Source organism: Janthinobacterium sp. EB271-G4-7A, from assembly GCF_020858075.1.
Lineage (GTDB): Bacteria > Pseudomonadota > Gammaproteobacteria > Burkholderiales > Burkholderiaceae_D > Janthinobacterium > Janthinobacterium lividum.
Genome location: NZ_JACYMI010000001.1, coordinates 2792869 through 2813957, shown reverse-complemented (window position 1 = coordinate 2813957; position 21089 = coordinate 2792869). Strand labels below are relative to the sequence as shown.

Here is a 21089-nt window from a genome sequence, read left to right as displayed (position 1 = left end):
TTGGTGGCGGCTACCGCAAGCCATTCATGAGGCGCTGCACGGACGTAAAGGCTTCCTGTCCATGGCCGGACCGAACAGCAGCGAGGCCGCACGGTCGGTCTTGACCTTGCTTGATCTGTCGCAAACATGGCCTGTAAAAACGCATCGGGATTCGGCCGCATGCCAAAATAAACACGCCGCCCTGCGGGCGGTGCATCAGTCACGCGCGCTCCTGACAGAAATTGTCAGTGCTTTTCATTATGCTTTCGGCACCAGCAGGCTAGCCAGCCTGTACTATCGATATCTCCACCTGCGACAGGACTTTTCATGACACGTGCCATCACCATTCTGACCGAGAACTTTGCCGATTGGGAAACCGCCCTGATCAATTCCACGGCGCGCCTGTACTACGGCTTTTACACGCAGTTCGCCACGCCCGGCGGCTTGCCCGTCACCTCGTCCGGCGGCATGCTGGTCACGCCGCAACTGGCGCTGGAAGATATTGTGCTCGATGAACTCGATTTGCTGATGGTATGTGGCGGCAGCCACTGGCAAAGCGGCAAGGCGCCCGACCTCTCCCCCTTGCTGCGCGCGGCCCGCGACAGGAATATCGTGCTGGCCGGCATTTGCGACGGCACGCGCGTGCTGGCGCAGGCGGGCGTGCTCGACACTGTGCGCCACACCTCCAATTCCGCCGACAACCTGAAGGATACCGGCTATGCGGGCGCCGCCCTGTACCAGGATGTGCCGTGGGCCGTGGCCGACCAGCGCGTCATCACGGCGCCCGGCACGGCGCCCGTCAGCTTTACGGCCGAGGTCTTGCGCGCCCTGGGCATAGCTGATGACAACCTGGCGGCTTACCTGGCCATGCACGGCGCCGAGCACGGCAAGGCAGCCCAGCCAATGCGCTAGTTGGCATCCAGCACGCGCAGGCGCGCCACGGCGTGCGTGTTGCCCGGATCCAGTTCCAGCGAACGACGGTAATGCGTGATGGCCAGCGCCTTGGCGCCGTCCGCCTCGTATGCTTCGGCCAGGCTGTCGTGGCCATTTGCCCCTTGCGGGTACAGTTGCACGCCGAGCTGGAAGACGGCTACCGCCTGTTTCGGCTGCTGCCGCCGTAGCAGACGGTAGCCCCAGGCATTCAAGTCATCGTCGGTGGGCGCAGACAGCCCATGCTGGCGCCGGATGGCCGCCAGTTTCTTGTCCAGTCCATCGAAACCGGCGCTGGCCGCTTTGTTGCGCAGCAGGTGCGCGGCATACGCGCCGCCGCGCTGCTGGCGCAGGGCGGGAAGATAAAAGCCGGCGACGGTATCGATCAGCTGTTCCGGCTGGGCGCCGGCCAGGTTGCTCAGGATAACGACGGCCAGGCCATCGTTCGGATACACATAAAAGGCTGAACGGGCGCCGCCGATGCCGGCCACGGCACGGTGTCCATCACGGCCGATGGTGGGCCAGCCCAGCGCCCACGGCGCCGGCTTGCCGTCATTCAAGCTGGTCGGCTGCCACAGCCGTTCCACGCTGGCGGGCGCCAGCAGGCGCCCCGACTGCAGCGCGATGAGCCAGTTCGCCAGTTCGCCCGCATTGCTGTTGATGCCGGCGCCGGCGCGCATGATCACGGGAAAGTCTTCGATTACGTTGCGGTAGCCCTTGCCACCCCGGTCCAGCACGTAGGAACTGGCCTTGCTGACGACCACGTCCTTCGCGTCGCCAAAGCCGCTGTGCGGCATGCCCGCCACGTCAAACTGCCCGCGCTGGACGAAGGCGGTAAAAGGCTGGCCGCCTTGCCGCTCGATCAATTGCGCCAGCAACACGTAATTGGTCTGGTTGTAGCGGTAGCGCTGGCCAGGCTTGGCTTCCACGGGCAGCGCCTGCACGGCTATCCACGCCGCATCGGCGTCGTCCGGCTGTGGCCCCACCAGCTTGCCGCTGCGCTGGTCCAGCACATCGGGCAAACCCGAGGTATGGTTGAGCAATTGCGTCACCGTCACGGCTTGCCAGGCTGGCGGCAGTCCCGTCAGGTACTGGCCGATAGTCGCGGCCAGGTCGATCTTGCCCTGCTGCACCAGTTGCATGACGGCCACGCCGGCAAACGCTTTCGTCGCCGAATTGATGGAAAACAGGCTGGCGTCCGTCACCGGCACCTGGTATTGCAGGCTGGACAGTCCGAAATTGCGCGCCAGTACGACCTTGCCACCTTGTATCACGGCCAGTTGCAGTCCCGGAATCTGGCGCTCCTGCATTTCGCTGCGCACGAAGGCGGCAATCTCCTGTTCCGCGTTGGACACCTTCGGCTGGCTGGCGGCAGTGGCAGCCACGGCGCCAACGGGGACGGCGGCAAGCGCCATGACGAGCAGGACAGACGGGAGGCGTGGGTTCAAGATGTGGCTTTCGACAGGAGAAAACGGAACCGCAGCATCCCATACCTATTTATCAACGTCAACGATAATCTTGCCGTTCAGAAAGTTACTCTTCCAGCCACACGTCTTCATACCCTTCCCGGTCGAGAATGAACTTGGCACCGCTGGGCAAGGCCAGGTAATCGACCACCTGCGGCAGCAGTTCGTGCAGGTGTTCTGCATGCAGGGGCTGGTAAAAGCCGCTGGCATCATCGTGCTCACCGCAATGGATGAACCAGCTGATGGTGCCGTTTTCCGGCAGCGCGATGCGCGTGCCGTAGATGGGCGACTGCGCCAGGCTGGCGATGGCCAGGGCTACCATGGGCTCGGGCGCCTGGGCCGGCAAGCCGAATTTGTCGCAGATGCGCCGTTGTGTTTCGCTGATCAGTTCAGTCATGGTGTTTCAGGATCCGATGTAGTGGTAATGCAGGCGCAGCGCGCCGTCGTGGCCGGACATTTCCAGGTGCAAGGTCGCTTCGCCCGGCTTGCCGTCGGCCAGCAGCAGGCATTCCAGGCCCAGTGGTCCGGCGTCGGTGGCATACACATCGACGGCGGGACGGCCACCCTTGCCCGGCACGAAGGCTTGCGCCAGCGGCGCCAGGGACAATGTCTGGCTAGCAGCAAAATAACTGTCGAGCATCTCGATGATCTCGTCGGCCACGCCCGGCGACAAGCCCCAGTCGCGCTGCAGTGCAACAGGATCGCGCGTGTCCAGCGTCTGCACGAAGGCGGCGGCCTGCGCGTATGCCAGCTGTCGCAGGCTGTCTGTGATGGCCATTTCCATAGAGTACGTCGTGCCTTATCCATTCAACAGGCGCCATTATAGTGCGTCGCCGCGGGAATGCTCGATCCGTTTGCCATCAATAATTGAGCATCGTGCCGATTATTTAAAGTGCCGCGCTTATTATTTATCGCACTGCAATAACATAAATGACTCGCGTGATATTTGGTGAGTATTTGAAAAATATAACCGCGGATACGATTGATTTTCAAGTTGACGCTTATTTATTCAGGCGCTAATATCGAATGGCCATATACCATGGCATACAGCGCAAGCAGTACTTAACCATCACAAGAGGATAGTACAATGCAAAACCAAACCAAATTGTTCGCATTCAAACTGGCTGAAAAACAGGTACAAAAACAGGAAGCGCCCGCCACCGCCTGGAAGGTGCGCGACGGCGTCGCCGTGGCCGGCTGCACCGCCGTTGGCACCCATGATCAATATCGCGACTCTTCGCGCCTCAAGCCCAACGACAGCGGCCAGTATTGCTGATACCCGGCACGCCATAACCCCCGCCCGGCGTGGGGGTTTCATATATTCCCCCATATTCAAATTGGCGCCGTGCGGCGCGGCTATTCCGCGCGCAATGCATATACAAACACTTTTCAATTGTAGATTCCATTTTTTAAAACAAGTATTTATCGGTAAAAATCGGAACACGACCATTAATAGAGGATCACATGCACAAAGAAACCAAACTGTTCGCATTCAAACTGGCGGAAAAAAAGGAAGAAGAAAAGCCAGCGCATCCTGCGCTCTGGAAAGTACGCGATGGCGTCGCCGTGGCCGGCTGCACGGCTGTCGACAGCGAGGAGCAATACCGCTATTCGCGTATCGGTTCAAGTGACGGCGGCGAGTTCTGCTGATACGTTCGCCATCTGAAAGCCTTGCCACGGCAAGGCTTTTTCACCTTCCTTTACCGCAAGCCCACGACATGCACAAAAAGGTTTTGATTATCAGCCATAGCGGCGATCTGCACGCCGACCTGGTCGAAGCCATCCTCGCCGCCCGCGGCCATGCCCCCTTCCGTATCGATCTCGACGCCTTTCCCCGCGATTATCAGCTGTGCCAGCGCCTGCACGACGGCCGCGCCAGCGCGCGCCTGCGCCACTTGCCCGATGGCGACTGGCTTGACCTGCAGCAAGTGGGCGCCGTCTGGCTGCGCAAGGCGGCCGACTACGCCTACGCCAGCGCCGACCTGACGCTGCAGGAGCGCGCCTACGCGCAGCTGGAAACGGAGCAGGCCATCTTCAGCGTGCTGTACGGGCTCGATTGCTACTGGCTCAGCCATCCGCTGGCCCTGCGCGGCGCCCAATGGAAAGGCGAACAGCTTGCGCGGGCCGCGCGCATGGGCTTTCGCGTGCCCGCCACCGTGATCACCAACGTGCCCGACGACGTGCGCGCTTTCCGCGCTGCCATCAAAGGGCCTATCATTTTCAAGAGCATGTCGACGCCCAGCCTGGCCGCCGAAGCGGTCGAGGACGTTGACAGGGTCAGCGCCGGCATCGGCACCACCATCGTCGACGATGCCATGCTCGATAGCCTGGACGCCGTCAGCGAACTGAGCTGCCAGTTCCAGGAATATATTGCCAAGCAATACGAACTGCGGATCACCGTGATCGGCAAGCAACTGTTTGCCGCGCGCCTGTATTCCCAGGACGATGCGCGCACGGCCATCGACTCGCGCGACATGTCGGCCCCCATCCGCTATGAAGCATGCACCCTGCCGGCGGAAATACAGCAGCGCTGCCTCGCTTTCGTGCACAGCTACGGCCTCGAATATGGCGCGCTCGATCTCATCGTCACGCCCGGGGGCGAGTATGTTTTCCTGGAAAACAATCCTGTTGGTCAATTCTTGTATGTACAACAACTGGTACCAGCCTTGCCCATGCTGGAAAGCGTGGCCGCAGCCCTGATCGAAGGAGCCGTATGCCGCAGCCAGACTTGAACCAGATCCCCGTCCGGCTGCGCGAACTGGAACAGGCGCGCGACAGCCGCGCCATCGTCCTGGCCGCCTCGCATCTGGACATGGAGCTGCTCCCCGCCCTGTACGAGCTGTGCCAGGGCATCGGCCCCGTGGCGCGCCTCGACGTGGTGCTGCACGGCCGCGGCGGCATCGTCAACGCGGCGCGCCGCATCGCCATCCTGCTGCGCCAGCATGCGCGCCACCTGAGCTTTATCGTGCCCTTCCACTGCCAGTCGGCCGCCACCCTGCTGGCCCTGGGCGCCGATGAAATCATCGCGGGCGACCTGGCCCTGTTCTCGCCCATCGATCCGCAGCTCGATGGCGCCGACGGCGGCTCGATGTCCAGCCTGGACATCAAGGTGTTCGGCGACATGGCGCAGCAGTGGTTTGGCGTCGATGCCAGCGAGGCGCGCCAGCAATCGCTGTCCCTGCTGTGCGGCAGCATCTTCCCTCCTTCCCTGACGGCCTTCTACCGCACCACCCTGGAACTGGCGCAGATCGGCGAGGAATTGCTGGCCTGGCAATTGCCCGATGCCACACAAGAGGCGCGGCGGGCCATCGTCGCGCAACTGGTGACGGGTTATCACTCGCACAACTATGCCTTGACGCGCGAAGAGCTTGCCCAGCTGGGCCTGAACATGGCGCGCGATATCCACGCCGAAAGGCTGGGCTGGGCCATTTCGACGCAATTGCAGGCCAGCATAGGCGGCGCCTTGCGCAGCGCTCCCGACGAGCCGTGGAACGATGCCCTGCTGGCGTCGCGCGACGGCGTGCAGCTGCGGCGCCAGCGTCCGGGCGGCTTCGCGCCCGTGTGGAGCACGCAATGCTGACCCCGCTTTTGGCCCCATCCTTGCCAGCGTTATTGGCCGCATTATTGGCCGATACCGCGCGCTACTGTATCGCCTTGCTGCTGCTGGCGGCCAGCGTGGGCAAGCTGCGCAGCTACGGAGACTTTCGCGCCAACCTGGCCGCCTCGTTCGGCATGCCGCCCGCCGCCGCACAATTCGCTGCGCCAGCCCTGGTGATGACAGAATTGCTGCTGGCCGGCTGGCTGCTGGCCGGCGGTACCCACACACCGATGCTGCTGTCGCTATCGCTGCTCAGCACGCTCACCGCCATATTGACTTACCGCTACTTCACGCACAGCGTGGTGCGCTGCAGCTGCTTTGGCGAAGCGGCACGGCCCGTGTCGCAGTACGACCTGCTGCGCAACATGCTGGCGGTCGGCATCAACGGCGCCTACTTTGCGCTGGCGCAGGAAACGGCCTTGCCCGTCGCCACCTCCATATTGGCCGCCGGCCTGGCAGCCATCATGTGCGTGGCCACGATTTCCCTGCACGAGATCGCCACTTTGGCAAAGGCAGACTGATGGATTCCACGACCTTGCAACTGGTGCTGGCGGCGCTGGCGTTTGCCCTCGCCGGCAATATCTGGCTCAGCCTGGCCGTGCTGCGCGCCAGCCGCCGCGAACGCATCACGCCCACGGCGCTGGAGCCGGGCCAGCCCCTGCCTGCCGTGCAAGCCCGTCCGCTGGCTGGCGGCGCGCATTTCCAGCCGGGCGCCGGCGGCCAGGCGGCCGTGCTGCTGTTCCTGGCCAGCCGCTGTCCGAAATGCGGGGAAAAGCTGGCCGGCATCGAACAGCTGCTGCCGCTGGCGCGGGAGGCGGGCCTGGCCCTGTGGCTGCTCAGCGAAGAGCCAGTCCGCCGCCTGCGCGCCTTTTTGCCCGGCAACACCTTGCGGGCGGCCACGGCACGGCTGACGCTGCGCGACTACCGGCGCGTGAATCCGCTAATGAGCTCGCCTTCCTATGTATTCGTCAATCACCAGGGCAGCGTGGAAGCGGCCGGCCTGATCGGCGATGAAGACTGGCTGGCCCTCGTCGAGCAACTGGCTGACGAGACGGCACAGGAGCGCGCCGCATGAGTCATCTGAATGTCGGCCCGCATCTTGAACGCCTGCGCCTGCTGTATCCCGTGCGCTGGCGCGTCACCGCCGGCCTGCTGTGCATGGCCCTTACCGTGGGCGCGCAACTGGCCTTTCCGCAAGCCATCGCGTATTTCATCGACAACGTGGCGCAACTGACCCGGCGCGGCGTCACGCCGGGCATGGTGGCCGCCATGCTGGCCGTCAGCCTGCTGTATGCGCTGATCACGACCGCGCGCTTCTATCTGCTGCAGTCGAGCGGCCACATGATCGTCATGGGCGTGCGCCGGCGCCTGTTTGACGTGGTGATCAACCAGCCCATCGCCTTCTTCGACAAGCACCATGGCGGCGAGCTGAACAGCCGGCTGACATCCGACGTGTCGGCCCTGCATGAAAGCCTGACCATCGGCGCGGCCAATGCCCTGCGCTCGCTATGCGTCTTTCTGGGCGGCATCGCCATGCTGCTGCATCTGTCACCCATGCTGAGCCTGCCGCTGGCCCTGTTCATTCCCATCAGCCTGTATCTCGGCAAGTTATCAGGCAGCAATTACCGGCAGCGTTCGCGGGCCATTTCCGCCACCCTGGCCGCCAGCGGCAAGGTGGCGCAGGAATACTTTGCCCATGCCCGGCTGGTGCAGGCATTCAACCAGCAGGGCGGCGCCATGGCCCGCTATGCGCAAGCCATGCGGCAACTGCTGGAGGTGTCCCTGGCCGGCACGCGGCTGCTGGCCGTGTTCCAGGGCGCGCAAGGGCTGCTGGCTTTTGTTGCCCTGCTGACCACCCTGTGCTTCGGCGCCCACCTGATCGGCCAGGGCCGCTTGAGCGTGGGAGAGCTGGCGGCTTTTGTCATCTATGCCAGCATGGTGACGGACACGGCCGGCTCCATCAGCGAATTCTGGAACACGTGGATGCGCACCATGGGCTCAACCGACCGCATCTTCGAGATCCTGCGCAGCCACCGCGCCGTGCCCGAGGCGACGCCGCAACCGCCGCTGGCCGGCCACATCGCGCTGCGCGACGCGCGCTTTTCGTATCCCGAGCGCACGCAGGTCACGGCCCTCGACGGCGTCAGCCTGTCGATACGCGCGGGCGAAAAGATCGCCCTGGTGGGCGCCTCGGGCGCGGGCAAGTCCACCATCGCCAGCCTGGTGCTGGGCCACTACCAGCTTGACGCGGGCAGCCTGCAATTCGACGGCATCGATGCGCACGTGCTGGGCGTAACGCAGCTGCGGCGCCAGATGGCCGTGGTGGAACAGGAACCTGCCCTGTTTTCCGGCAGCATCGCGGACAATATCGCCTTTGCCGTGCCAGACCGCCAGGTGACGCGCGAAGAAATGCTGGCGGCGGCGCGCCTGGCGCATGCCCACGATTTTATTCAAGCTTTTCCTGACGGCTACGAGACCCTGGTGGGAGAACGGGGCGTGCAATTGTCCGGCGGACAGAAGCAGCGCATCGCGATCGCCCGCGCCATCCTGCGCGCGCCGAAAATCCTCATCCTGGACGAAGCCACCAGCGCGCTCGATGCCGCCAGCGAACAGCAGGTGCAGCTCGCCCTCGATACCCTGATGCAGGGACGCACCACCATCATCATCGCCCACCGCTTCTCCACCATCGTGAAAGCGGACCGCATCATCGTCATGGACAAGGGCAGGATTTGCCAGCAAGGCACGCACGCCGAGCTGCTGCGCGCGGGCGGCCAGTATGCGCGGCTGATGCAGCAGCAGCTGTCGCAATTCCAGCAGTTACATGATAGTGCGGCAACGCTGTAAGGCGGCAGCGTGCGCTGCCACTGTCCGACTTGCCTGAAAATCCGCTGCCGCGCCAGCCAAGTGGCGCGCGCAGCCAGATAAGCATGCGCACCCCGTTGTCTGGATCGGCATTCTGGGCGATAATTACGCCCATGAACGATACCACCACCTTACCCCCATTGCCCGATCGCCTGTCGATCGACCCCAGCAGCCCTTACCACGTTGCAGCCGTGTTCGAGAACGACGTCGGCATCCGCTTCAACGACAAGGAGCGTCTTGACGTGGAAGAATATTGCATCAGCGAACGCTGGATCAAGGTCGCTTCCACCAAGTCCCTCGACCGCCGCGGCCGTCCGCTGCAGATCAAGCTGAAGGGCAAAGTCGAAGCGTTTTACCGTTAAGCAACACATTCAGTTGTCATCGAGGCCGATTTTCATCGGCCTTTTTTGCGTGCGCCGCTTGTCTTTCAGGCATCGCAGATGACCAGACCGGCCGCGGCCGCCAGCGGCAGCCACAGCATGGCGTCGGCCAGTACCTCGTCCGGCGCCCTGCCGCTAGCCCGCGCCGCCTGCCCCGCGCACTGTGCCAGCGGCGCGCCGCCGGCCAACGCTTGCAGATAATAAAACTGCCAGGGCTGCAAATCCTGCATGGCAAGCCGGTAATGCATGCGCGAAATGGCGACAAAGGCGGACCTGGCACCAGGCTGGGCCGGCACGGCGTCGTCCGGCGCGGCCTGCGCCTGTTGCCAGTAGTCGGACAAGGGGAACGACAGGGCCAGCAGCCGCGTGCACGGCGCCAGGCGCCAGGCCGGTGCATTTCCCAATAGCAAGTCCAATCCGCACGGCAGCATGGGCGGCGCCAGCTTTTCCAGGCCGGACGCCCTGCCCGCTTCGCTGCGCGCCCGTTCCAGCTGCGCCAGTTCGACGGGAAAGCGCAAGGCGGCGCCCTGCGCGCCGGCGGCATGCTGGCTGGAGGCGAGAAAATCGGCAAAGCCGGCGCCCAGGTCATACAAGGTCGCGGATGCGGACGGGTGGCGCCAGACATAGGCGCGGGCAAAGAAGGCGAACAGCTCGTCACCCATGACCTTGCGCAACACGGGATAGTCAGCTTGCAGGCATTCGAGCAGGCGCTGCACATAGCCGTCCGCATGGATGTGCAGCGGCGCCGGCCCGCCCCTGGCCCGTTTCAATACTTGCTCCTGCGTCAAGCCATGGCGCTCGCTGGCCAGCTGGACGCCGCGCGCCGCGCCGCCCGGCGCCGTCATCGCCGTCAGGAACCATGCCTGCAATTGCGCCAGCGGTGCGCGGGCCTCGCCAGATTCGCCTGCTGCGGTGCTACGGGGCATGGGCCGCCTCCAGGTGAAAGCCCAGCGGCGCAGAGACGGCGGCGGCAGCCGTGACTGGTGCCACATCCGCGAATTCTCCCCGCTCGGCCGCGCGCGCCTTGTGGAGCTCGGCCAGCAGCTCCGGGTACGGGGGAATCTCCGCATCCCATTCCAGCAGGGCCGACACGCCGCCCGTCAGCCGCTGCGCCAGCGCGTACAGGCGCCACACGGCGGCCGGCACGGGGGCGTCATGGGTATCGATCAGCACGGCGCCGCACACGGTGGGGCCGGCCAGGTGGATCTGCACGATGTGCGCGTGCGGCAACTGGCGGATGTAGTGGGCCGCGTCATAGCCGTGGTTATGCGCACTGACGTGGACATTGTTGACGTCGAGCAAGAGTCCGCAGCCCGTGTCCTCGGCCAGGCGGCCCAGGAATTCCCATTCCTGCATGCTGGACTGGGCAAATTCCACGTAGCTGCTGGGGTTTTCCAGGACCAGCGGACGGCCCAGGAATTCCTGCACCTGCCGCACGCGTCCCGCCACGTGGCGCAGGCTGGCCTCGTCCAGCGGCAGCGGCAGCAAGTCGTGGCTGTTGAGCGAGGCGGCGCCCGTCCAGCACAGGTGGTCGGAAATCCACGCGGGCCGGATCTCGCCGGCCAGCTGGCGCAGCTTGCGCAGGTAACCGAGATTGAGCGGATCGCTGCTGCCGATCGACAGCGAGACGCCATGCATGACGATGGGCACCTGCGCCGCCACTTGCTCCAGCACATGGCGCGCATAGCCGTGGTTGTCGATGAAGTTCTCGCTGATGATCTCGAACCAGTCCACCTGCGGACCGTGACGCAGGATGTGCGCATAGTGCGGCGGGCGCAGCCCCACGCCCAGGCCCAGGTTCGGCAAGCCCAGGCGTGGCGCCACCGTGTGCATGGCGCGCCGCATCAGGTCGACGGCGGCAAGGCCAGGCGCAGGTCGGTGGGCGGCGGCGGCGCCCCCACTGGCGTGCCGCGCGCCGCCATCACCTTGCCGTAGGCTTCCCAGGCCTTGTCGTAGACATTGTCGCCCAGCGCAAAGCTCATGGTCTGGCCCAGCGGAATGCTGCGGTGCTCGGGCGCGGGTCCGAAATCGTACAAAGTCATGGTGGCAGGCTCGGGCGGTTCCTTGCCCGTCGTGTTCGGATACAGCTGCGAGGCCGAAATCGGCACGGCGCAGCCGCCGAAGCCGCCGCATTTGTTGTCGCTGGGCGCGCTGTAGACCTTATCGGGCTGCTGCGGCGGCGGCGGCACATAGCACGGCGTGCCCGGCGACGCGGCAAGCTTGACCGAGTGGCCGCAGGACGAACCGCCAGTGTCGGCCTGGGCAAAGCCGCAGCCGCCCTGGGCATGGCAGCCGTTGGAGCCGCGGCAGGTATGGTAGACGGCCAGCGCGGCGCAGGTGGACGAGGCCTCGCCTTCCAGGTGCATGCCCTGGCAGGCGTGGTACAGCACGCTTTTCTCGGCCAGCGGCACGCCCGTCGCCAGGTTCGGCGCCTGGCCCAGCACGGCCCAGCAGATGGCCATGCGGTCGCCCGCGCCCACCATCGACGGATACGGAAAGTCCAGTTGCTGGATCTGCCAGTACTTGTCCAGCACGGAAGTGATGCCGTAGATGGCGCCCGTGGCCACCGTGCTCAGCATCTCCAGGGTACCGCTGGCGTCCTTCAGGCGGTTCAGGGCACCCGCCACGGCCGCCGGCGCCGGGATATTCTGCGGCGTGCTGGCCGGGTTGTAGCGTTCGTTGGTCAGCATGGCCGCGCTCCACTGCTGGCCCTGCTTGTGCCAGCTGGCCCAGGTAGTCACGGGCAGCATCGCCTTGACCTGGCCGAAACGCTCGTAGTGGTCGAACGGGGCGCTGTCGTGGCGCGCCTGCGCGTCGCGCGATTCGGCATCCTTGCCATTATTCGCGTAGGACGGATAATCGCACTTCAAGGCATCCAGGTCTTCGCGGTAGTCGGGCTGCACGGCCTTCAGGCGCAGTGCCGCATCGCGGCGGTAGCGCTGGATGGCCGCTTCGCTGCCCTCGCCCTGGTCCGTGATGGCCGCCATCATGTCGATGGCCTTGTTGAACGAGCCCGTCTGGCCGCCATCCTGGTCCTGCGGGCCGAAGCAGGTATCGAATTTGGGAAATTCCGCCCGCGCATGGCCCTGGACCTGGCTATTGAACATGTCCTGCTGCACCGAACCGTTGACGAACAGCTTTTGCCACAGGGTCTGGCCATCCGTGTATTCGATGCTGATATAGCGCGCGTAGCACTCATACATATAGCCGATGGTGCCGAACAGGGGCAGATCATGCACGTGCTTGCCCGGCGTCCAGCCCACGAACGGCACCTCGGGGAAATATTTGGTGTGGTCGTGCGCGTCGAACTTCGCCAGCTGGGCCCGCGCCTGCTGTTCCGGCTGCTCGATGGCGAGGAACAGGTCGCACTGGTTGCTGTTCAGCTCTTCCAGGTTGACGCGCACGTGGCGGTAGCCGGACGTGTCCTGCAAGTCGACGATGTGCGGGATCACCGTGCAGCTCTTGCCGTAGCAAGTCCAGCCATGGTCCTGCGATTGCAGCTCCGAACCCGTGAAGCATGGCGCCGTGCCGATGGCCGTGGCCAGGTTGGCCGCCATCTGCAGGTGCAGCATTTCCTGGATGAAGACGCTGAAGATGATGTTGAAGGCCTTTTGCTCCTTCAGCTCGGGCCGGGCCGTGGTGCCCATGCCCGGCCACTGGCGGCCCTCATAGTAGGTGACGCCTTTCGAGTTGATCTGGTGCGTGCCGTGGATCGAGTACATGGTGGCCATGTACAGGGGAATGGTGAACAGCTCGACGCTGACGGCCGCCTGGGCGATGGCGCGCACGGCAGCCGTGTCGGTGTCCAGCATGTCGAGCGGGCGCCTGGTGATGGGGGCCTGGGTGCTTCCTAAAACGGGCATTTTCATTCTGTATCTCCACAGGAAGGATGCGTTTCGGATATCGGGCCGATCCGCGCCATCTGCGTGCGCTGTTCACGGCAAGGAAATCATACGCCTGAGAAAGATACTTTTGCGGCAAGATTTATGCGCAGGCCGAGGGGGTAAGGCAGTCAGCCCTGGGCCATAAAAATAGGCGTTTTCAGCAGCCATTCGATGACAATTGAATAGAATCGGCAAAACCTGCGCGTGTATAAGCGCCGCACCGGCAAGCGCCGGCGCGTGGCTTGCATGCTGATAGTCAGGTGCCGGGCGGCGGCTGGAAGGCGCAAAAGCCCGGCCACTGGTCGCGGCTGTCGCATACTTTCAGGCAGCCTTTGTCATCCTTGAAGGTGGCGACGACCTTGATGGGGAAGCCATATTTTGGCGTGGTGGCCAGGAAGGCGGACGGGCAGCTTTGCTCGTTGCTGAAGCGGAAAGTGATTTCTTCGCGGCGGCCCTTGCGCTCAAAGCCCAGCATGAAGGTTTCATTGCTGTTCCACTGCGCCTTGCCCGGCACGCGGAAGCGGTAGCGCGGGCTGCCCTGCTGCTGGCCGTCGAGTTTCTGGCCGAAGACGCGGCTGCTGGCCGTGGCCGTTTCGACCTTGGCGATCGGATAGGGCACGGCAAACATGTAGGTGCCTGCAAAACCCTGGTCGAAGCCGAGGCCCTTCTGGTAAAACGGTACGACGATATGCGGCGCGCCCGTGTATTCCACGGTATTGCGGGCCGTCACGCGCGACGTCAGCTTGTCATCGGGCTCTTTGCCGAAGACCACGTCCAGTTCCAGCAAGGCTTGTTGCTTGTCAATATCTTGCGCCAGATAATCCTTGGGGAACATTTCCCCGTGCACGCAGCCGGCCAGCAGGGAGGCGGCGAGGCAGCCAGCGAGGAGTTTGGGTATTGTCATGGCTGTTTTCCTTCCGGCGGCGCAGAAATGAGGCCCAGCCCCGTCACCTGCAAGCCGTTCTTGCCCTGTTTCCATTGAAATTGCTGGCCGAACCAGGCCAGTTCCAGCTCGCGCCGGATGCGGTTCGAATCCGTGCGGCCCTGGCGCGCCTTGATGGCGGCGCCCGCCTGCTCGGCAGCAGCCTGCGACAAGGGCTTCAGCCACCGTTGATAGGTGTCGGGCGGCAAGGCCAGCATGCCTGCCACGCCGTCGTCGCGCGTGGCGACGATAATCCCTACCTTCGTCAGCGCATTCGTCAGATAGGCGCCGCGCCGCCCGTCGGGCGAGACGGAGACCAGCATGGCGGGCGCGTAATCGCCCGTGACGATGCCCGGCACGTCAAACCACAGCAACTCGCCCGTGTCCGTATCGAGCGCGCGGCCATCGCGGGCGAACAGCAGCATCTCGGGACGGCCCGGCTGCGGTACGCCCCATTCGGGGTCGCGTTCCGTGCGCACCATGTCGTCGCGCTGCATGGGGCTGATGGGACGCATCAGCGGTTCGCCATTCTGCACGCCGATGAGGATGGTGCCCTGGCCCGTATAGCCCTTGGTAAACGCCAGCAGCATGGGCTGGCCTTCGCGCCTGGCCTTGATGGGGCGCACTTCCACCACTTCGCGCGCGCCGCCTGGCCAATAGCCGTGCTTGCGGAAAGACAAGGTGACGAGCGGGTCGTGGCGGTCGCGCGTGACGACAAAGTCGCCGTATTGCTTCATCACCGGCACGTATGGTGTTTGCGCCTGCGCGGCAGGCAGGACGGCGGCAAGCAAGCTGGCGGCGGCCGCCAGGCGGCATAAAGGTAGCAACAGAGGTAGGAACGGCATGGCATCCTGCAAGGGTCGCACGGGGCGAAGAATCAGGATGATAAACGATTCCTCGTCAGCAACACTGTCCGATAGGAAACATCAACGGCGCTGGATTTCGATCAGTTCGATCTCGAACAGCTTGGGCCACAGCTTGCCCGTGACAAACAAACGCTTGCCGCGCGCATCCCAGGCGATGCCGTTGAGCACGGCGTCGGGATTGGCCGTACCCCGCTGCGCGGGCGGCAGCAAGCCCGTCAGGTCAATCCAGCCGACAACTTTACCGCTGGCCGGGTCGATGCGGGCGATCACGTCCGCGCCCCACACATTGGCGTACAGCTCGCCGTCGACCATTTCCAGTTCGTTCAGGCGCTCGATGGGGCGGCCTTCCGCCTTCACCTCGAAACGGCGCACCTCGGCCAGGGTTTTCGGGTTCAGCACGCGGATGGCGGAGCTGCCGTCGCTCATGTAGACAAATTGACTGTCGCTGGCCAGGCCCCAGCCTTCGCCCTGGTAGCTGAAGGTGCGTTTCAGCTTGAACGTTTTCTGGTCAAACACATAACCGGTCTGCGAAATCCACGTCAGGCCAAGGATGTCATCGCCCACGTCCGTGATGCCTTCGCCGAATACTTTTTTATCGAGCATGCTTTTCTGCAGCACCTTGCCAGTCGTCAATTCCACCTTGCGCAAGGAAGACTGGCCGTTCTGGCCCGTGCTTTCATACAGATGGCCATCCTTGAACAGCAAGCCCTGGGTAAACGCCTTGGGGTCGTGCGGATAGGTATTCTTGACGAAATAGCCATACACAGGAATGGCGGCCTGGGCATAACCCATCTCGCTCATCAGGCCCACTGTGCATAACAATCCCAGCAGCAGCGAGCCTGCCGTGCGTTTCAGACTTGTTTTACCGATATTCTTCATATTCTTGGCGGTGGTTGGCGAGCGCCTATTGTAATCGCCCGGGCTGCGCCATGCGCGCCCTGACGAGCTCCAGCCAGGCGCGGGCAGCGAAAGACAGCCGACCGCCGCGGCGCCAGGCCAGCATCAGATTCCATTCCACGGGCGGACCGTCCAAGGGAATCACGGCAAACTGCGCTGGCTCGAGCGTGTCGCAATACATCTTCGGCAACAGGCAGATGCCCACGCCCAGGCGGACCAGCGAGGCGATGAAATCCCACTGGCCGCTGCGGCCCGTGATGCGCGGCGCAAAACCGGCCCGCTGGCAGGCATCGAGCACGATGTCGTTCAGGGCGAAGGCGGCACCGTAAAAGATGAAGGGACTGTCGGCCAACTCGGCCAGGGCCACGGAAGAGCGTCCCTGCCACGGCGAACCGGGCGCGGCCAGCAGGCACAGCGGCGAGCGCACGAGGGGCAATGCCTCGAAATCCTGCCACGTGGCCGCATTGCCCGGGTAATCGAGCATGGTGCCCAGCTCCACCATGCCGGTGCGCAAGTCGCGCTCGATGGCTTGCGTGCCGCTTTCATACATTTTCAGCTCGATGCCCGGATAGCGCTGGTGGTACTCGGCCAGCCACGGCGCCAGGGTGGAATGCGTCTGCGGCGACACGCCCACCCGCAACTCGCCCCGCTCCAGCTCTTGCAGGTCGCGCAATTCCACCTTCAGTTCCGCGTGCAGGGCCAGCAATGTATGCGCGCGCGCCAGTACCACCTTGCCCGCGTCCGTCAGGGTAAAACGTTTACCGGCACGGTCCAGCAAGGCCAGGTCCAGCGACTGTTCCAGCTGTTGGACCATCTTGCTGACGGTGGGCTGCGTCACGTGCAGCCTGGCGGCCGCCCGCGTAAAACTGTTCTGTTCCACCACTTCGACGAAGTAGCGCAGGGAGCGGATATCCATAATGCATTCCAATATCGAATGATAATTATGAGTTTAAGTCATTTTATCTTTTGATGTGAGATCACTACAATGAAAACCTCCCCCAGCCGTTTGAAAGCCTGCCGTGAAAGCCGTCCCCTATCCCGCCGCCCTGCCCTCCATCCCCGCCTGGCGCCAGCCCGCGCAGACCGTGTGGCAAGTGGGCGTGCTGATCGCCGCCTGGTGGCTGGCCGACGAGGCCGCTTCCGCACTGCACTTGCCGTTTTCCGGCGGCGTGGTGGGCCTGTTCGTGCTGGTGGCTCTGCTGCTGGCGGGTTGGGTGCGGCCTGCCGCCATCGAACTGGGCGCGAACTGGCTGCTGGCCAACATGCTGCTGTTCTTTATTCCGCTGGTTGTGTCCGTGGTGCAATTTACGCAGCTGTTGAAGTCGCAGGGCTTGATGCTGTTCGTAAACATCGGCCTGGGCTTTGCCAGCGTGATGCTGGCCACGGCCTTCACCGTGGAATGGGTGTGCCGCTATGAACGCAAGCTGCGCCTGCAAACACTGCTGCGCCAGCGCACAGCCAGGGCGGCAGCATGAGCACCTTGCTCCTGTCCCTGCTGTTCTTGCTGCTGACCCTGGTCTTGTTCTATGCCAACCAGGCGCTGCACCGCCGCCATCCGCATTTCCTGCTGACGCCCGCCATCTGCACCTCGGCAATACTCATCGTCATCGTGCAGGCGACCTCGACGCCGTTCGCCACGTATTTCGGCGAAACGCGCTGGCTGCCGTGGCTGCTGGGTCCCGCCACCATCGCTTTCGCGCTGCCCATCTTCCAGGAGCGCAAGCTGATCCGCAAGCACTGGCTGGCCTTGAGCCTGGGCAGCTGCGCCGGCATCGTGGCATCGGTTGCCGCCACCCTGCTGCTGGACAGTGTTTTGGGCGTGCATGGCGACATGGCGCGCAGCCTGCTGGCGCGCTCCGTGTCGACGCCGTTCGCGTTGGAAGCGTCGCGCCACATGGGCGGCTCGGCCCAGCTGACGGGTATCTTCGTGGTGATGACGGGCTTGTTCGGCTTGATGCTGGGCAAACCGCTCTTAAAACTGCTGCCCTTGCGCATGCGCATCGCCCGTGGCGCCCCGTATGGCGCGGCCGCGCACGGCTTTGGCTTGTCGGTGGCGCGCCGGGTCGGCACGGAAGAAGGCGCCGTGGCCAGCCTGACGATGATTTTCTCGGGCGTCGTGACGGTGCTGCTGGCGCCGCTGCTGGGGCATCTGCTGGGCTAGCGGCCCGCTTGCAGCGCCTGCATGCCATGCACGATCAGGTCGATTCCTGTCAGGAAATCCTCGCGGTCGTCGTGCGTGCGCAGCTGTCCCGCCACCTTGCGGGCAAATGGAAACGCCTGCGCGTCGAGGCGTGACCAGGCGCCCGCCATGGTGTCGAGGAAATGCGCGCGCTCCAGGCCTTTTTCCCGGGCGATGGCGGCATTGGCCGCATTCTGCCCGCTCACGCCCAGCAGATAATTGAGCAACGTGCATGCCGCCAGCCATTGCTGATCCTGCGGCACGCCCAGCGCATCCACCTGCCGCCCCAGGCGTTCCAGGATGCGCACGGTAGGCAGCTGGCCCGGCGCGCGCGACAAGGCCGAGCCCAGCCAGGGATGCGCATCCATCGCCTCGAACATGGCCAGCGCCACGGCGCGGATGCCCGCCTGAGGCGTCTCGCACTGCAGGACGGCATCCATGGCGCGGGCGACGATGGCGTCGCTGGCGGCCGTGAACAAATCATCCTTGTCGGCAACATGCCAGTAAATGGCGCCCGCCCCCGTGACCAGGCGAGTCGCCAGGGCGCGGAACGTCAGGCCGCCCTCGCCCGCCGTATCGAGCAGGGCAATGGCGGCATCGATGATGGTGTCGCGCGTCAGCGAGTCTGCGCGTCGTGGTGGGGTCGCTACGGTATTGGGCATCGCTTATCTTGACACAGATGATGGCTTGCCGCAAAATTCTTATGGAACGACGTTCCAGTAGTATTTTGAAAACCACACTCAAGGATCACCATGCATATCGCCATCATCGGCGCGGGCCTGGGCGGGCTGATGCTCGCCCGCGTGCTGCACGTCCACGGCATCGCCGCCGCCATCTATGAAGCGGACGCTTCGCCGCAGGCGCGCCGCCAGGGCGGCATGCTCGACATCCACGAGGACACGGGCCAGCAAGCGCTGCGGGCGGCCGGCCTGCATGAGGTCTTCCGCACCCTCATCCATACAGGCGGCGAAGCGAGCCGCGTGCTCGACCAGCACGGGACGGTCTTGCTCGACGAAGGGGACGATGGCACGGGTGGCCGTCCCGAAGTGCCGCGCGGCGAGCTGCGCCGCATCCTGCTCGAGTCCCTGCCCGCCGGCACGGTGCGCTGGGGACATAAGCTGACAGGCGTGGCGACGCTGGACGGCGGCCGGCACAGGCTGGGTTTTGCGAATGGCGCCACGGCCACCGCCGACCTGCTGGTCGGTGCGGACGGCGCCTGGTCGAAGGTGCGGCCCCTGCTCTCCAGCGCCCAGCTAGCGTATAGCGGCATTGCCTTTATTGAAACGTATCTACTCGACAGCGACCGCCGCCACCCGGCCAGCGCGCGCGCCGTGGGCGCCGGCGCCCTGTTCGCGTTGGCGCCCGGCAAGGGCATCCAGGCCCACCGCGAGGCCGATGGCGTGCTGCATGCCTACGTGGCCCTGAGCAAACCGGAAGCCTGGCTGGCTGACATCGACTTTGCCGATCCCGCCGCCGCCCGCGCCCGCATCGCCGCGCAATTTGACGGCTGGGCACCGGCGCTGACGGCCCTGATCACGGACGCCGACACGCCGCCCGTGCCCCGTCCCGTGCACATGCTGCCCGTCAATCACCGCTGGCAACGCGTGGCGGGCGCGACCTTGCTGGGCGACGCGGCCCATCTGATGGCGCCGGCCGGCGAAGGGGCGAATCTCGCCATGTTCGATGGTGCCGAACTGGCGCAGGCGCTTGCCGCGCAGCCGGACGACATGGAAACGGCCCTGCTGGCCTATGAAACGGCGCTGTTTGCGCGCAGCAGCGCGGCGGCGGCCGAGTCCGAGCGCATCCTTCGCCTGTGCTTTGCCGACGACGCGCCGCACAGCCTGGTGCGGTTCTTTGCCGGCATGCAAGACAGCGGCCCGGCGCGCGAAGTGCAGGCAGCGGCGCCTGAGCCCCACGCCAGCGGCGTTTATCGGGGATAATACGTCTTTCCCCATTCCAAGCAGCCGCGCCACGATGAAATACCCTGCAGTTCAGCCTTTCAGCGACATCCTGCCCAGCTTGAGCGAGTTCGATGCCATCATCGACGTGCGCAGCCCGTCCGAATTCACGGAAGACCACTTGCCGGGCGCCATCAACCTGCCCGTGCTGGACGACGAGCAGCGCGTGCGCGTGGGCACCTTATATAAGCAGACCAGTGCCTTCGAGGCGAAGAAGCTGGGCGCGGCGCTGGTGGCGAAAAATATCGCGCGGCATATCGAAGACGGTTTCCTCGGCCATCCGCAGCACTGGAAACCCCTGGTGTACTGCTGGCGCGGCGGCAACCGCAGCGGCGCCATGGCGCACATCCTGGCGCGCATCGGCTGGCCCGTCACGCAGCTAGAAGGCGGCTACAAGGATTACCGCCGCCACGTGAATGCCGAGCTGGCCACCCTGCCCGAACGCTTCGACTTCATCAATGTGCTGTGTGGCCCCACGGGCAGCGGCAAGAGCCGTTTGCTGCAAGTACTGGACAAGCAAGGCGCGCAAGTGATCGACCTGGAAGACCTGGCCGCGCACCGCGGCTCCGTACTGGGCGGCTTGCCCGAGGAAGACCAGCCATCGCAAAAAGCGTTTGAAAGCGCGCTGTGGCAGCAACTGCACCAGTTCGACCCGGCCCTGCCCGTCTTCATCGAATCGGAAAGCAAAAAAGTGGGCCGACTGCGCGTGCCCGACGCGCTGATGGACAAGATGCGCGCGGCCGATTGCACGGACGTTCGCCTGGACATCGGGGAGCGCGTGCAATTGCTGATGCAGGACTATGCGCATTTCGTCGGCGACCCGGCGCGCCTGAACGTGCAGCTGGCCCTGTTGACGCAGCTGCATGGCAAGGAAAAAATTGCCCACTGGCAGCAGCTGGCCACGGCTGGCCGCATGGCCGAGCTGGTGGAAGAACTGCTGGTGCAGCATTACGACCCCGTCTACCGGCAATCGATCGCCCGCAACTTCAGCCGCTACGCCCAGGCAACGCCGCTGGTCTTGCCCGATATTTCAGAACATGCCTTTGAGCAAGCCGCGCGCGCATTATGTGCTATCGTCGGAGACGGAAAGCAATGAACCCAAAGACAGAATACCGGGGTCGGACCCTGAGGGTCCGACCCCGGATTTTGCGTCTGGGGTAAAAATGAT

24 protein-coding genes are annotated in these 21089 nt (G+C 64.4%); 13 read left to right on the top strand and 11 right to left on the bottom strand.

Annotation, left to right across the window (positions count from 1 at the left end):
* The first annotated feature begins 306 nt into the window (after nucleotides 1-306).
* Nucleotides 307-891, top strand: coding sequence for a type 1 glutamine amidotransferase family protein (locus IGS58_RS12740; RefSeq protein WP_230521581.1), 585 nt, complete (start codon nucleotides 307-309; stop codon nucleotides 889-891).
* Here the strand turns inward: IGS58_RS12740 and IGS58_RS12735 are convergent.
* From IGS58_RS12735 to IGS58_RS12725, 3 genes are all read right to left on the bottom strand, one after another.
* Nucleotides 888-2357 carry a serine hydrolase domain-containing protein gene (locus tag IGS58_RS12735; protein ID WP_230521580.1) on the bottom strand — a complete coding sequence of 490 codons (1470 nt, stop codon included), beginning with the start codon at nucleotides 2355-2357 and terminating at the stop codon, nucleotides 888-890. The genes IGS58_RS12740 and IGS58_RS12735 overlap by 4 nt on opposite strands.
* Nucleotides 2358-2442: 85 nt before the next feature.
* The gene (locus tag IGS58_RS12730) at nucleotides 2443-2772 is read right to left on the bottom strand and encodes an immunity protein Imm33 domain-containing protein (protein ID WP_070279608.1); all 330 of its coding nucleotides are present in this window, start codon (nucleotides 2770-2772) and stop codon (nucleotides 2443-2445) included.
* A gap of 6 nt (nucleotides 2773-2778) precedes the next feature.
* The gene (locus tag IGS58_RS12725) at nucleotides 2779-3159 is read right to left on the bottom strand and encodes a hypothetical protein (RefSeq protein WP_230521579.1); all 381 of its coding nucleotides are present in this window, start codon (nucleotides 3157-3159) and stop codon (nucleotides 2779-2781) included.
* Nucleotides 3160-3462: 303 nt separating this feature from the next.
* Between IGS58_RS12725 and IGS58_RS12720 the strand changes: the two genes are divergently transcribed.
* The 8 genes from IGS58_RS12720 (at nucleotide 3463) to IGS58_RS12685 (ending at nucleotide 9197) form a co-directional block, all read left to right on the top strand.
* Nucleotides 3463-3651 carry a hypothetical protein gene (locus IGS58_RS12720; protein WP_034786916.1) on the top strand — a complete coding sequence of 63 codons (189 nt, stop codon included), beginning with the start codon at nucleotides 3463-3465 and terminating at the stop codon, nucleotides 3649-3651.
* Nucleotides 3652-3839: 188 nt separating this feature from the next.
* The gene (locus IGS58_RS12715; protein WP_034786919.1) at nucleotides 3840-4025 is read left to right on the top strand and encodes a hypothetical protein; all 186 of its coding nucleotides are present in this window, start codon (nucleotides 3840-3842) and stop codon (nucleotides 4023-4025) included.
* A 68-nt stretch (nucleotides 4026-4093) separates the two neighbouring features.
* Entirely contained in the window at nucleotides 4094-5107 is a 1014-nt protein-coding gene (locus tag IGS58_RS12710) for an ATP-grasp domain-containing protein (protein WP_230521578.1), read from the top strand.
* Entirely contained in the window at nucleotides 5089-5955 is an 867-nt protein-coding gene (locus IGS58_RS12705) for an SDH family Clp fold serine proteinase (protein ID WP_230521577.1), read from the top strand. Before IGS58_RS12710 ends, IGS58_RS12705 begins: the two co-directional genes overlap by 19 nt.
* Nucleotides 5949-6494 carry a MauE/DoxX family redox-associated membrane protein gene (locus IGS58_RS12700; protein ID WP_230521576.1) on the top strand — a complete coding sequence of 182 codons (546 nt, stop codon included), beginning with the start codon at nucleotides 5949-5951 and terminating at the stop codon, nucleotides 6492-6494. Before IGS58_RS12705 ends, IGS58_RS12700 begins: the two co-directional genes overlap by 7 nt.
* The gene (locus IGS58_RS12695) at nucleotides 6494-7048 is read left to right on the top strand and encodes a hypothetical protein (protein WP_211549694.1); all 555 of its coding nucleotides are present in this window, start codon (nucleotides 6494-6496) and stop codon (nucleotides 7046-7048) included. The genes IGS58_RS12700 and IGS58_RS12695 overlap by 1 nt, the downstream gene beginning before the upstream one ends.
* Nucleotides 7045-8817 (top strand): ABC transporter ATP-binding protein, encoded by a 1773-nt coding sequence (locus IGS58_RS12690; protein WP_230521575.1) that lies wholly within the window; start codon nucleotides 7045-7047, stop codon nucleotides 8815-8817. The genes IGS58_RS12695 and IGS58_RS12690 overlap by 4 nt, the downstream gene beginning before the upstream one ends.
* Nucleotides 8818-8948: 131 nt before the next feature.
* Nucleotides 8949-9197, top strand: a complete 249-nt coding sequence (locus IGS58_RS12685; RefSeq protein ID WP_010398340.1) for a DUF3297 family protein — start codon at nucleotides 8949-8951, stop codon at nucleotides 9195-9197.
* A gap of 65 nt (nucleotides 9198-9262) precedes the next feature.
* Here IGS58_RS12685 and IGS58_RS12680 read toward each other — a convergent pair whose 3' ends face one another.
* The 7 genes from IGS58_RS12680 to IGS58_RS12650 form a co-directional block, all read right to left on the bottom strand.
* Nucleotides 9263-10141, bottom strand: a complete 879-nt coding sequence (locus IGS58_RS12680) for an HvfC/BufC N-terminal domain-containing protein (RefSeq protein ID WP_230521574.1) — start codon at nucleotides 10139-10141, stop codon at nucleotides 9263-9265.
* A complete protein-coding gene (gene bufB / locus IGS58_RS12675) occupies nucleotides 10131-11060 on the bottom strand; it encodes an MNIO family bufferin maturase (RefSeq protein ID WP_230521573.1) in 930 nt (309 codons plus the stop codon). The genes IGS58_RS12680 and bufB overlap by 11 nt, the downstream gene beginning before the upstream one ends.
* The gene (locus tag IGS58_RS12670; RefSeq protein WP_230521572.1) at nucleotides 11060-13084 is read right to left on the bottom strand and encodes a ferritin-like protein; all 2025 of its coding nucleotides are present in this window, start codon (nucleotides 13082-13084) and stop codon (nucleotides 11060-11062) included. Before IGS58_RS12670 ends, bufB begins: the two co-directional genes overlap by 1 nt.
* Before the next feature lie 271 nt (nucleotides 13085-13355).
* Complete coding sequence (locus tag IGS58_RS12665) at nucleotides 13356-14003, bottom strand: hypothetical protein (protein WP_230521571.1); 648 nt, start codon at nucleotides 14001-14003, stop codon at nucleotides 13356-13358.
* Nucleotides 14000-14866, bottom strand: coding sequence for a hypothetical protein (locus IGS58_RS12660; RefSeq protein WP_230521570.1), 867 nt, complete (start codon nucleotides 14864-14866; stop codon nucleotides 14000-14002). The genes IGS58_RS12665 and IGS58_RS12660 overlap by 4 nt, the downstream gene beginning before the upstream one ends.
* Nucleotides 14867-14947: 81 nt before the next feature.
* Nucleotides 14948-15766 (bottom strand): glutaminyl-peptide cyclotransferase, encoded by an 819-nt coding sequence (locus tag IGS58_RS12655; protein ID WP_230521569.1) that lies wholly within the window; start codon nucleotides 15764-15766, stop codon nucleotides 14948-14950.
* A gap of 25 nt (nucleotides 15767-15791) precedes the next feature.
* Nucleotides 15792-16700: a LysR family transcriptional regulator gene (locus IGS58_RS12650; protein WP_070253483.1), complete on the bottom strand. Its 909-nt coding sequence runs from the start codon at nucleotides 16698-16700 to the stop codon at nucleotides 15792-15794.
* Between the two features lie 103 nt (nucleotides 16701-16803).
* On the opposite strand from IGS58_RS12650, the gene IGS58_RS12645 reads away from it, so the two are divergent.
* Entirely contained in the window at nucleotides 16804-17259 is a 456-nt protein-coding gene (locus IGS58_RS12645; protein WP_230521568.1) for a CidA/LrgA family protein, read from the top strand.
* Nucleotides 17256-17945, top strand: coding sequence for an LrgB family protein (locus IGS58_RS12640; RefSeq protein WP_099387813.1), 690 nt, complete (start codon nucleotides 17256-17258; stop codon nucleotides 17943-17945). Before IGS58_RS12645 ends, IGS58_RS12640 begins: the two co-directional genes overlap by 4 nt.
* Here the strand turns inward: IGS58_RS12640 and IGS58_RS12635 are convergent.
* The gene (locus IGS58_RS12635; RefSeq protein ID WP_230521567.1) at nucleotides 17942-18625 is read right to left on the bottom strand and encodes a TetR/AcrR family transcriptional regulator; all 684 of its coding nucleotides are present in this window, start codon (nucleotides 18623-18625) and stop codon (nucleotides 17942-17944) included. The genes IGS58_RS12640 and IGS58_RS12635 overlap by 4 nt on opposite strands.
* Nucleotides 18626-18715: 90 nt before the next feature.
* Between IGS58_RS12635 and IGS58_RS12630 the strand changes: the two genes are divergently transcribed.
* The gene (locus tag IGS58_RS12630) at nucleotides 18716-19903 is read left to right on the top strand and encodes an FAD-dependent oxidoreductase (RefSeq protein WP_230521566.1); all 1188 of its coding nucleotides are present in this window, start codon (nucleotides 18716-18718) and stop codon (nucleotides 19901-19903) included.
* 34 nt (nucleotides 19904-19937) lie between these two features.
* Entirely contained in the window at nucleotides 19938-21017 is a 1080-nt protein-coding gene (gene mnmH, locus IGS58_RS12625) for a tRNA 2-selenouridine(34) synthase MnmH (RefSeq protein ID WP_230521565.1), read from the top strand.
* Nucleotides 21018-21089 lie beyond the last annotated feature (72 nt).